Below are 11823 nucleotides of genomic sequence, written 5' to 3' on the forward strand. Positions count from 1 at the left end.
ACCCGCGCACCCCGCTCGCCCGGCTCGGCGCGCCCACCACCCACCGAGGAGACGACATGACGCACCTGGTCGCGGTACTCGCTCTGGAGGGCGTGATCGCCTTCGAGCTCGGCATCCCCGCCCGGATCTTCGGCAGCGCCAAGGACGGCGCCGGGCGCCCGCTCTACGAGATCGCCACCTGCACCCTGGACGGCGGGCCGATCGCCACCAGCACGGACTTCCGGATCGCGGTCGACCACGGGCCCGAGCTGCTGGAGCGGGCCGACACGGTGGTGATCCCGGCCTCGCACGACTCCAGCCCGGTCGGCGTCGACGCCGCGTTCACCCCCGAACTGGCCGCCGCGCTGCGCCGGATCCGGCCGGGCGCCCGGCTGATGTCGATCTGCACCGGCTCCTTCCTACTGGCCGCCGCCGGCCTGCTGGACGGCCGCCCGGCCACCACCCACTGGCGCTACACCGACCGCTTCGCCCGGATGTTCCCGAAGGTGCGGCTGGACCCCGACGTCCTCTACACCGACGACGGCGACGTCCTCACCTCCGGCGGGGTGGCCGCCGGGGTGGACCTGTGCCTGCACGTGGTGCGCCGCGACCACGGCAGCGCGGTGGCCAACGCGGTGGCCCGCAGCTGCCTGGTGCCGCCGTGGCGCGACGGCGGCCAGAAGCAGTACGTGGAGGCCCCGAGCCCGGTGGACACCGGCGGCTCCGGCACCGCCGCCGTGCGTGCCTGGGCGCTGGAGCACCTGGACGGGCCGCTGCCGCTGAGCCGGCTCGCCGACCGGGCGGGCATGAGCGTACGGACCTTCACCCGGCGCTTCCGCGAGGAGACCGGCGCCAGTCCGGGCCAGTGGATCACCACCCAGCGCACCGAGCGGGCCCGCCAGCTGCTGGAGCGCACCGACCTGACGATCGACCAGGTCGCCCGGGAGTCCGGCTTCGGCACCGCCGCCTCGCTGCGGCTGCAACTGCGCGGCCGGCTGGACGTGGCGCCGAGCACCTACCGGCGCACCTTCCGCGCGGCCCCGGCCGAGACCGTCCCCCGGGTGGAACGCGCTTCCTGAGTGGAACCCGGAGCCCGGGAACGCGGCAGCCCGGGAGTTCGGAAGCCCGGATGTCCGGAAGCCTGGGAGTTCGGAAGCCCGGAAGCCTGGGAGAAGGCTGACGGTTGGCTGGAATCCGCCGTCGCGTAGCGGTGTCACGGACGGCGGCCGACCGCGCGCCCCCCGAGCAGGGAACGCGGTGGACCGCCGTCCGCGCGCGGTGCGCGGGCCCTGACCCCGCACCACGCCCTCCGCACTCGCCGAGGAGCGGCGCGCGACCGGCGTTCCACGCTCCCCCTGCTGACGCAATCCCCCTGGACAGCAGCATCGTGGCGGCGGACGGACGTCCCCTCGGCGTCCCCTCGCAACGGAGCGCCGCACCCAAGCGTGATCAGTCGGATACGTCACGTCAATGGTTAGTCCGAAATTCGGAATGGTTGCGTCACCTTTCGGCCGGTGATCGCCACCGATCGAACGGCCGCCCCGGGGGGCGCTATTGCGCCAACCCGGACCAGTCCCCTCCCGCAGCCGCCGCACCGCGGCGGCCCCTTACTGGGCCAGCGCCGCCCAGTCCACGTCCGCCAGCGGATCGGCGGGGCGGGCGTCGGAGCCGATCTCGCACCAGACCCGCTTGCCCGGGCCCTCCGGGTACCAGCCCCAGCGCTCGCAGAGCAGCTCGACCAGCTCCAGACCGCGCCCGTTGGTCGCGTCCTCGTCCGCCCCGGCGTGCCGCGGGGTCGGGGCGGCCCGGCTCGCGTCCGCCACCTCCACCCGCAGCGGGCGGGCCGGAGCGTCCTGCGCCGAGTCGTCCGCCATCGGCAGGCACAGCCGCAGCACGGCCGGACAACCGGTGTGCACCACGGCGTTGGTCACCAGCTCCGAGACCACCAGCACCACCGTCTCGGCCATCGGCGCGTCCGGGTCCACTCCGTGGTTCAGCAGCCGCGAGCGCACCCACCTGCGGGCCCGGCCGACCTCGGCGGGGTCCGCCTGCACCGCCAGCTGTACCTGAAGAACCTGCACCGCTCCACCACCCGCACTCGCAGTTCGGCCATCGTCCCGATCGAGCCGGATCAGCCGGCCGGCGGGGTCCTCACAGATCGCCCGGTGCCACTCGCGCCCCGCCCGGGCGCCCGCCGACGCGTCCGCCCGCACCCGTTCGTCCGCGCCGACCCGTCGGCCGCGCACTGGCCGCGACACGAATACGCCTCAGGATGGGTGGGCGGGCGGACCGCAGCAAGCGCTTCGGGCATATTCCGGCGATCGGGGGACAGGGCAGTGCATACTGTCCCGCTCACTCTCGCGAGCCTCGTACCGGCACTCGTCCGGCCCGGGCCGACGCCGGTCCCGCGCAGGGCGTGTCGGACACGCCCCGGTCGGGAACCTACCGCCGGACACCCCCGACGCCCCGCCCGCCACTCGCGAACCACCCGTGCGACATATGTCCAGCGGCTCTCGAACAGCGGCATCGACGGACCGTCCAACGAGCGGACCGTCCCACCATGTGACGATCCGCCGGGCACCCGCGGGAGAACGGCCCCGGAACCCCGCACCCGTGATCCACCGGGCCCCGTTCCGTTCTTGCCGGATTCCCTCCCACCGCCGACCTGCCACGGGATACCGTTGGGTAACGCCAGCGGACCGGGCAGGAGGGTGGTTCCTGATGGCCACCCAGGACCATTCCCCGCGCTGGGACGCGCAGTTGCAGCGGCGCCTCGCCCGCGGCGAGGAGACCGCGCTCGGCGAACTCTACGACCGGCTCGCACCGATGGTGCACGGCCTGGCCGGGCGGATACTCGCCGACCAGACGGCCGCCTCCCAGCTCACCCGGGAGGTCTTCGCCCACGTCTGGGAGCACCCCGAGGACTTCGACCCCGCCCAGGGCTCACTGCGCTCCTGGCTCGGCGCGCTCACCCACCGCCGCGCGGTCGAACGGCTGCGGGCCCGGCGCGCCGCCGAGCCGCTGCCGGGCCGCGGCGCCGGGGCGGCCGAGGAGGAGATCCGCGCCGTGGCCACCGCCGCGCGCATGCAGTACGTGGTCGACTCCCTGCCCCAACCCCTGCGTGAGACCATCGCGGTGACGTACTACGACGGCCGCACCTACCAGGAGACGGCCCGGCTGCTCGGCATCAGCGAGCAGGCCGCCAAGCAGCGGATGCGGCTCGGCCTGGAGCTGCTGGCCACCGAACTGGCCGAGGAGCGCGCCCGCCGGCACGGCGGCGAGGACGGGGACGACGGCGGGTGGACCGGGTGAACACGGACGAGGAGCGGCACGACGCCCTGCGCTCGTTGCTCGGCGCCTGGTCCCTGGGCGCCTGCCCGCCGCGCGAGGCCGCCGAGTTGGAGCGGCACCTGCGCACCTGCCCGGAGTGCGCCGAGGAGGCCGCCCGGCTGCGCGAGGCGGCCGGCTGGCTCTCCCTGGACGAACCGCTGGACCAGCCCGGCTCGCTGCGCCAGCAGGTGCTGGACTGGTGCCTGGCCCGCCGCCCGGCCGAACTGCCCGTCCCCGCCTGGGGCGTGCCGTACACCGCGGAGACCGCCAAGCTCGACGCGCTGCTGCGCGACCTCGGCCCGGAGGAGTGGCAGGAGGTGGCCGAACTCCCGTGGCACGGCGGCACCGAGCGGCTGCGCCCGGCCGAGGTGCTGGGCCGGCTGACCGCCGTGGACGGCTTCCTGGCGCTCGCCCTCGGCCTGCCCGACCCGGTGCCGGCCCCCGCCGGAGCGACCGCACCGGCCCGGCGGCGGGTGCCGCCGCAGGACGCGGCCGCCCCGGCACCGCCCGCGGCGCCGAGGGTCCCACCGCAGGGCGGCCGGTACGGCGAGGTCACCGCGCGCACCGCCCGGCTGCTCGCCGACCAGGCCGGCCTGCCGCCGCAGTCGGTGCGCTGCCGGTGGCGGCAGCAGACCCACGACCTGGTGCGCAGCGCCGCGCTCGCCCCGCAGGGCAACACCCCCGTCGACTTCGGGTACGCGGTGCTGCCGCTGCGCGACGCCTTCGTGGACCGCGCCCTGGAGTGCTTCGTGCACGGCGAGGACGTGGCCCGCGCGGTCGCCTACCCGTACGACCCGCCGGCCCCGCAGCACCTGCGGCAGATGGTGGAGCTGGTGGTCCGGCTGCTCCCGCAGGCGCTGGCCGGGCTGCGCGCGGCGCGTCCCGAGCACGCCGGAGCGCCGGGCGCACCGACCGGGGCGGGCACCGACGGCCGTCGGCTGCGGCTGGTGGTGGACGGCCCGGCGGCGGGCGAGTGGATGGTGCCGCTGGACGGCGCGGAGGCGGGACCGCCCGGCGGGGAGCCGGTGGCCTCGATGGTGCTGGACGGCCTGGAGCTGTGCCAGCTGGCCGCCGCGCACCGCGACCCGGACCGGCTGCCGGTGGGCGAGCACGGTGACCGGGCCGCGATCCGCGCGGTGCTGCACGCGCTGCCGCTGCTGTCGCGACCCTGAGGCGCGGGGCCCTGAGGCGCGGGGCCCTGAGGCGCGGGGCCGTCGAGCGGCGACGGCCGTTACGCGAAGACGGCCGTTACGCGAAGACGACCGTCCGGGTGCCGTCGAGCAGCACCCGGTGCTCGCTGTGCCACTTGACCGCGCGGGCCAGCGCCTGGCACTCGACGTCCCGGCCGAGCGCGACCAGCTGGTCCGGGCTGATGTCGTGGGTGACCCGGGCCACCTCCTGCTCGATGATCGGGCCCTCGTCGAGGTCGGCGGTGACGTAGTGCGCGGTGGCGCCGATCAGCTTCACGCCGCGGGCGTGCGCCTGGTGGTACGGCTTGGCGCCCTTGAAGCTCGGCAGGAAGGAGTGGTGGATGTTGATCACGCGGCCGGACAGCTCGGTGCACAGCTGGTCGGAGAGCACCTGCATGTAGCGGGCCAGCACGACCAGCTCGACGTCCTCCTTGGCCACCAGGTCCAGCAGCTGCTGCTCGGCCTCGGCCTTGGTGTCCCGGGTGACCGGGATGTGGTGGAAGGGGACGCCGTAGCTCTCGGTCAGGTCCCGCAGGTCGGTGTGGTTGGAGACCACCGCGGCGATCTCCACCGGCAGGGCGCCGATCCGGGTGCGGTAGAGCAGGTCGTTCAGGCAGTGCCCGAACTTGCTGACCATGAGGACGATCCGCATCCGCTGCTCGGTCGGGTGGATCTGCCAGTCCATCCCGAAGGAGGCGCCGATCGCGGCGAAGCTGGCCCGCAGCTTGTCGACGGTGACCGGCTCGGTGGCGGAGAAGTGCACCCGCATGAAGAACAGTCCGCTGTCCCCGTGTCCGAACTGCTGGCTGTCGACGATGTTGCAACCGGTCATGAAGAGGTAGCTGGAGACAGCGTGGACGATGCCCTGCTTGTCGGGGCAGGACAGCGTGAGGACGTACTGGGCGCTGGCCGGCTGCTGTTCCACTGGGGGTATCCCGTCCTGGTCTGGTGGTGCGTGCGTGGACGGTCCAGCGTGTCACATTCCGGACGGCCGCCGCCCCGCTGCCCGTACTGCGGGACGGCTCCGCCCTTCGGCCGTACGCCCCGGCCGTGCGTCCTGACCGGGGTCGGACCCGGCTCAGACCCGGGCTCGGGCCCGGGTTCGGGGCCGGGTCCAGGCCCGGCTCAGACCTGGGTGAGGATGCGCAGCACGTCCAGCGACTTGGGGGCCGCGTCCGGGTCGTCCCCGTCGCCCACGGCCAGCGCGACGTGCGCCTCCCGGGCGGCCCGGACGGTCTCCGGCCAGCCGGGGTGGCCGAGGTAGGCGGAGGCCGGGGCGTCCGCGCCGACCTCGTGCAGCATCTGCACCGCCCGCAGCACGGCGACGTCGACCAGGGCGGCCTCGGCGGAGTCGCGGAAGATCGTGCCGATGTACTTCTCGGCCGACCAGCGGTCCAGCCAGGTGTCCTCGACCAGCCGGTACACGGCGTCGGTGACGTCCCCGTACCCCTCGCGGCCGGTCAGCCAGGTCTCCTGCTGGAAACCGGGGTCGGACAGCATGTGCAGCGCCGAGCGCAGTCGGGCTCGCCAGCGCCACCAGGGCAGGTCGTTGAGCGGCATGCCGCCCATCGTGCTGGAGCGGTGGCCCGGACGAGAAGGGTTTCGGGCAGACCGGTGCGAAGAATCTGTGCTGGCGGACATGGTGAACGATCGTACGTTCCCCGTCTGTTCGTGCTCCACTCCCGATCTACACGTGTACCCCTCCGGATTTCAGCCACCGTTTTCCGGCTGTTCGCATTTCGGCCCTCTCGGCTTGCGGCGCCGGGGCTTGGCTTTTCCCCGGTGCGCCGGAGGGCGCCCCAGAGAGGGATTACCGATGACCAGCCGAAGGGACTCGTTCCAGGGCCGTCCCCCGATCGCGAGACGCCGCCGCCGGCGTCCGATCGCCGCCGCGGCCACCGCCGCGGCGCTGCTCCCCACCCTCTTCTCGGCCTCCGCGTGCGGCGGACCGGCCGATGCTTCCACCAACACCGACGAGCTGACCGTGATGACCTGGGCACCGTCCGGCACCGGCTCGGCGGACCGCCCCGGCATGACCGCGATCGCCGAGGCGATCGGCCAGGACGTCAACCTCAAGGGCGGGCTGAACGGCCACCGGCTGCGCGTGGTCACCTGCAACGAGCACAACACCTCGGAGGGCGCCAAGGACTGCGCCCAGCGGGCGGTGGACGCCAAGGCCGTCGCCGTGATCGGCTCCTACAGCCAGTGGGGCGACGCCTTCATGCCGGTGCTGGAACGCGCCGGCATCCCGCTGATCGGCGGCTACGGCCTCTCCCAGCCGGAGTTCTCCAGCCCGCTGTCGTACCCGGTGGACGGCGGGATGCCGGCGCTGATCGCCGGCAGCGGCCGCCAGCTGGTCGAGGCCGGCTGCAAGGCCGTCGCGCTGATCCGCCCGGACACCCCGGCAGGCGACAACCTGCTCGGCTACCTGGGCAACGCGCTCAAGCCGGCCGGGATCAAGCTGCTGGACGTCAAGGCGCCCGAGCAGTCCTCCGACTACACGCCGGTGGCCCGCAAGGCGATCGGCAAGGACGAGCCGGGCAACTGCGTCACCAGCGCGCTGGCCGCCGAGCCGACCGGCAACCTGCTGGACGCCTACCGCCGGCTCACCCCGAAGAACACCCGGATCGCCTCGGTGATCGGCAGCGTGCAGCAGTCGGTGGTGGACTCCACCGGCGGCGACTCCGGCCCGCTGGCCGGCGCGTACGTCACCAGCTGGTACCCGCCGGAGTCGGCCAAGACCTGGGACGGGCTGCGCTCGGTGGTGCGGGCCGACACCACCGGCGGGCGCACCATCGACGTCGCCGACCCGGGCGTGCAGACCACCTGGGTCGCGTACGAGGTGTTCCGGCTCGTGTCGGACAAGCTGGCGGCGGCCGGCAAGCCGGTCACCGCCAAGTCGATCGCGGCCCTGCTGGACAGCGGGGAGGTCATCGACGTGGGCCTGACCCCGCCGCTGAACTGGGGCACCACCAACATGCTGCCCAGTGGCGAGTCGCCGCGGCTGGTGAACACCTGGATCACCTACCAGGTGGTCAAGGGCGGCCGGATGACCTTGCAGCAGCCGGGCTTCGTGGACATCCGCTGGGTGCTCACCGGGGCGCGGCCGCCGGCCTGACGCACTCGTTCCGACGGGCGGGCCCGAAGAGCCGGGCCCGCCCCCGGCGTCGCGCTACAGGTCGCCGTCGCCGCGGCTGGGCAGGCCGGTCTGGGTGGCGATCGCGTTCCACAGCGTCGAGGCCTGCTTCTTCGCGGTGGTCGCGGTGCCGCTGGCCTGGACGGCGTTCTTGTAGTGCTGGTTGCCGGTGTCCGGCTTCTTCGGGTCGCAGGAGCTCTGGGCATCGGTCGCCCAGGCCGCGTACTCGTCGTCGGCCTGGGCCGAGGCCGTCCAGGCGGCGTTGAGCTGGTCGACCAGCTGCTGGCCGCCGGGCAGCTTGTCGGTCTTCAGCTGGCCGAGCTTGGTCTGCAACTCGCGGCGCTTGCCGGCCGCGGCGGCCAGGGCCTGCTGCGACTCGGGGAGCTTGTCGCACTTCTGCACCGAGGCGACCGAGGAGACCACCGAGCTGCGGCTGTCGCTCGCCGTGCCCAGCAGGTCGGACAGCGGCTGCGCCTGGGCCTTGGTCTCCGGGTCGACGGCCGCGCCCGTGCCGCTCGCGCTCGCCGTGCCGGGGGCGGTGGCGCCGGTGGTGCCGGTGGCGGCCACCGGGGTGGTCTTCCGGTCGGTCTTGGGGTCGTCCCCGCCGCCGCCCGTCAGGACGGCGACCAGGATGCCGGCCGCGGCGCAGCCCGCGACCACCCCGCCGATGATCAGCTTGTTGGACGGGCGGCCGCCGCGGCCCGGACGCCCCGCCTGGGTGGCGTCGGGGTCCGACCCGTAGCCGTCGTAGCCGTCCTGGCCGTACGACTCCTGGCCGTACGGCTCCTGCCCGTACGGTTCCTGCCCGTACGGCTGCCGGCCGTAGCCCTGCGCCGGGTGGGCGGGCTGCTGCGCGGCCTGCGGGTAGCCCTGCTGGTAGCCGGGCGCGGCCTGCGGCTGCACGCCGTAGCCGGGCTGCGGTGCCGGGTAGCCGCCGGACTGCGGGTCGCCGGCCGGGTACGGCGGCAGGTGCTGGGTCTCCGGGGCCGGCTCGGCCTGCGGGACGCCGTAACCGGACTGCGGGACGCCGTAACCGGGCTGCGGCGCGGCGCCCCACGGGGGCTGCTGGGCCGGCATGGCCTGGGTCGGCAGCGCGTGCGCGCCCTCGCCGAGGTACTCCGGCTGCCCGGACGGCTGCCCCACCGGCGGCACGGCCGTGGGCCCCTGCGGGTGGCCATGCTGGCCCTGGGGCTGGCCGGGCTCGGGGCGGAACAGGTCGTCCAGGTTGAAGTCACCCGAGTTGGGGTACGAGCGGCGCTGGCTCAACGCGATTCCTCACCTGGGCCGGACCGCGCGCTGACGGCGGACCACATCTCGTCGGTTCTTGGGAGCATCACTGTTCCTGGGACGTCGCGCCCACGCTACCGGTTCGCCTCACCGGGTGACCACGTGGGCGGGACAATCCCACACGCTCCCTGCACAGACCGTCTGCGGCTCGCTGCTCAGGCCGTCCGCGACCCGCTCCACGGCTCGTTCCGCGGCTCGTTCCGCGGCTCGTTCCGCGGCTCGCTCCTCACGCCGCCTCCGCGTCCGCCCTGGCGTGGAACTCGCGCACCACCCGCTGCTCCCGGTAGGGCTCCAGCCGGCGCCGGAACTCGTCCAGGTACTCCACGCCCCGGTTGGAGCGCAGCCCGCTCAGCAGCCGCACCGCCTGGGTGCCGGTCTCGCAGGCGCGTTCCAGGTCGCGCTGCTGGAGCTGGGCGGTGGCGAGCAGCACGAGGTCCACCGCGCGGCGGCGCACCCGGGTCGGCGGGTGCAGGTCGAGCGCCCGGCGGGCGTAGTGCTCGGCCGGGCCGGCCTGTTCCAGGTCCCGGTGGCAGTGGGCCAGTTCGTCGGCGAGGTAGGCGTCGTCGAAGTGGGCGATCCAGTCCGGGTCGTCCTCCGGGCGGCGCTTCTCCATCATCTGGAGCGCCTTGGCCGACACCGCCTCGCAGGAGCGGGCGTCGCCGAGCAGGGCGTGGCCGCGGGCCTCGGCGGCGTAGAACATCGCCATCGCCGTCGGGGTGGCCACCGTCCGGGCGCCCTCCTGGGCGGCGCGGGCGAGTTGGGCGATCTCCCGCGGGTTGCCGAGGGTGGCCGCCAGGTGGCTCATCGACGCGGCCAGTACGTAGCCGCCGTAGCCGCGGTCGTCGGCGGCCTGGGCCAGCCGCAGGGCCTGGATGTAGTAGCGCTGGGCCAGCCCGGGTTGCCCGGTGTCCACCGCCATGTAGCCGGCCAGTTCGGTCAACCGGGCTACAGCGGCGAAGAGTTGGCGCCCTGTCTCCTCCCGGTAGGCGCCGCCGAGCAGGCCGGAGACCACCGAGTTGAGGTAGTGCACGACCACCGGGCGCACGTGCCCGCTGCCGAAGCGGTGGTCCAGGTCGACCAGCATCGTGGTGGTGGCCCTGATCGCGGCCACGTCGGTCGGGCCGACCCGGGGGCCGCCGGTGCGCGCCACCACCGGGTCGGGCGGGGTGATCAGCCAGTCCCGGCTGGGCTCCACCAGGGCGGAGGCGGCGACCGTCGCGCCGGTCAGGAAGTCCCGCCGGCCGACGTCGCTGCGCCAGAGCTCGCACACCTGCTCAAGGGCCGCGTGCAGGGTCGGCGCGAACTGCAGCCCGATGCCGGAGCTGAGGTTCTTGCCGTCGGCCATGCCGATCTCCTCGACCGACACGCTGCGGCCGAGCTTGCGGCCCAGGGCCTCGGCGATCACGGCCGGCGCCTGGCCGCGCGGCTGCTGCCCGCGCAGCCAGCGGGCGACGGAGGTCTTGTCGTAGCGCAGGTCCAGTCCGTGTTCCGCGCCGCAGAGGTTGACCCTGCGGGCCAGGCCGGCGTTGGAGCAGCTGGCCTCCTGGATCAGTTGCTGCAGACGCTCGTTGGGCTGTCGTGCGACGAGTGGTCTCGCGGCCATTGGGCTTCGCCTCCCCACACCCTCCGGTCCCGGCCGGCGGGCGACGATTCTGCTGATCTGTTGCCGACTGTCCGACCGTCCAAGGAATCTGACATCAGGTTAGCGATCAGCAACGCCAGCGGGATACCCACGGTGACGAACCGCACCCCCCACGCGCCCTGGGTAATGCTTCCGTGCGCCCCCGCTGCGCCCGCCTCCGCCCGCCTCAACTCGCTTGAGTAACCGGATCGGGTGACATTGCCGGGATACGCCCAACCGGGGACACCGGGCCCGTAACCAGCCTCACACACGGTAGTTGAGCACCCCGTGGAAGACATCCCCGACGCCCCCGACCGGACCGCGGACACCGGCCTGCCCACGCTGCTGACCGAGGCCGTCGGCCATGCCGAGGGCCGCCACTGGGAGGTGACCCCCGGCGCCTGGCTGATCGACGTCGACGGGTCCACCCGCTGCTCCTGCGGCGACCGGCGCTGCACGCTGCCCGGCGCCCACCCGCTGGACGCGGACTGGTCCCGCCGGGCGAGTGCCGGACCGGGTGCGGTGCGGGCCTGGTGGACCGAGCGGCCCGAGGCGTCGATCCTGCTTCCCACCGGCCGGTCCTTCGACGTCCTGGACGTCCCGGAGACCGCCGGCTGCCTGGCGCTGGCCCGGATGGAGCGGATGGGCCTCCAGCTCGGCCCGGTCGTCGTGGTGCCCTCCGCGCCGGGCCGGGTGGGGCGGCGGCTGCACTTCCTGGTGCTGCCCGGGGTGGCGACCGGGCTCCCGGAGATGCTCCGCAAGCTGGGCTGGCCGCCCGGGCGGCTGGACCTGATCGCCCGCGGCGAGGGGGACTGGACGGTCGCCCCGCCCTCCCGGATCGGCTCCAGCGGCTACGCCCAGTGGGCCCGCTCCCCCACGGCGCTCAACCGCTGGCTGCCGGCCGCCGCCGAACTGATCAGCCCGCTCGCCTACGCCTGCGGCCGGGAGGCGCCCTCGTACCGCGCCCGGGCCGCCCAGCCGGCCGGGGTCTGACCCGGGTTCACCACCCACCGGACGGCCGCCCTACGCCTATCGGGTGAGGGCGTGCACTGCGCGACACAACGCGCGCGAGTGACGGGCCTTGTCCCCCACCGGGGACAAGGCCCGTCATACGCATGTGCGGATAAGACCCGGGTGTACCCGCTGGTCAAGCGGAGAAGCCCCTCGGACGAGTGACAGCGCTCAAGGATTGCCATGATCGGCCGAGGGGAGGAATTGCGGTGCGTGGGGGCACCTCCCGGCCGAAGGCTGGGGGAGGGCGCCGGAAGGGACGCTCGGAC

10 protein-coding genes are annotated in these 11823 nt (G+C 74.3%); 5 read left to right on the top strand and 5 right to left on the bottom strand.

Features of this window, described 5'->3' with window-relative positions; genetic code table 11:
• Window positions 1-1058 (top strand): GlxA family transcriptional regulator (locus tag J0670_RS15680; RefSeq protein ID WP_374223110.1); only part of this gene is annotated, 1058 nt, incomplete at its 5' end.
• 528 nt (window positions 1059-1586) lie between these two features.
• On the opposite strand, the gene J0670_RS15685 is transcribed toward J0670_RS15680, so the two are convergent.
• On the bottom strand, window positions 1587-2060 hold the full coding sequence (locus tag J0670_RS15685) for an ATP-binding protein (protein WP_207812182.1): 474 nt from the start codon (window positions 2058-2060) through the stop codon (window positions 1587-1589).
• Between the two features lie 640 nt (window positions 2061-2700).
• Here J0670_RS15685 and J0670_RS15690 point away from each other — a divergent pair.
• Entirely contained in the window at window positions 2701-3291 is a 591-nt protein-coding gene (locus tag J0670_RS15690) for a sigma-70 family RNA polymerase sigma factor (protein WP_207812183.1), read from the top strand.
• Entirely contained in the window at window positions 3288-4481 is a 1194-nt protein-coding gene (locus J0670_RS15695) for a zf-HC2 domain-containing protein (protein ID WP_207812184.1), read from the top strand. Before J0670_RS15690 ends, J0670_RS15695 begins: the two co-directional genes overlap by 4 nt.
• A gap of 76 nt (window positions 4482-4557) precedes the next feature.
• Here the strand turns inward: J0670_RS15695 and purU are convergent, their stop codons facing one another.
• Together purU and J0670_RS15705 are read right to left on the bottom strand one after the other, a co-directional pair.
• Window positions 4558-5424, bottom strand: a complete 867-nt coding sequence (gene purU, locus J0670_RS15700) for a formyltetrahydrofolate deformylase (RefSeq protein ID WP_307806538.1) — start codon at window positions 5422-5424, stop codon at window positions 4558-4560.
• Window positions 5425-5624: 200 nt separating this feature from the next.
• Window positions 5625-6140, bottom strand: a complete 516-nt coding sequence (locus J0670_RS15705) for a hypothetical protein (protein WP_207812185.1) — start codon at window positions 6138-6140, stop codon at window positions 5625-5627.
• A gap of 175 nt (window positions 6141-6315) precedes the next feature.
• Here J0670_RS15705 and J0670_RS15710 point away from each other — a divergent pair, with 175 nt between their 5' ends.
• Entirely contained in the window at window positions 6316-7617 is a 1302-nt protein-coding gene (locus J0670_RS15710; protein WP_207812186.1) for an ABC transporter substrate-binding protein, read from the top strand.
• Window positions 7618-7671: 54 nt separating this feature from the next.
• On the opposite strand, the gene J0670_RS39910 is transcribed toward J0670_RS15710, so the two are convergent.
• Both J0670_RS39910 and J0670_RS15720 read right to left on the bottom strand, forming a co-directional pair.
• Window positions 7672-8901, bottom strand: a complete 1230-nt coding sequence (locus J0670_RS39910) for a hypothetical protein (protein ID WP_207812187.1) — start codon at window positions 8899-8901, stop codon at window positions 7672-7674.
• A gap of 247 nt (window positions 8902-9148) precedes the next feature.
• Window positions 9149-10525, bottom strand: coding sequence for a transcriptional regulator (locus J0670_RS15720; protein WP_207812188.1), 1377 nt, complete (start codon window positions 10523-10525; stop codon window positions 9149-9151).
• A gap of 306 nt (window positions 10526-10831) precedes the next feature.
• Here J0670_RS15720 and J0670_RS15725 point away from each other — a divergent pair, with 306 nt between their 5' ends.
• Complete coding sequence (locus tag J0670_RS15725) at window positions 10832-11536, top strand: bifunctional DNA primase/polymerase (RefSeq protein ID WP_374223111.1); 705 nt, start codon at window positions 10832-10834, stop codon at window positions 11534-11536.
• The last annotated feature ends 287 nt before the right edge of the window (window positions 11537-11823 follow it).

This window comes from Streptomyces sp. FH025, from assembly GCF_017427025.1.
In the GTDB taxonomy this organism is placed as follows: domain Bacteria; phylum Actinomycetota; class Actinomycetes; order Streptomycetales; family Streptomycetaceae; genus Kitasatospora.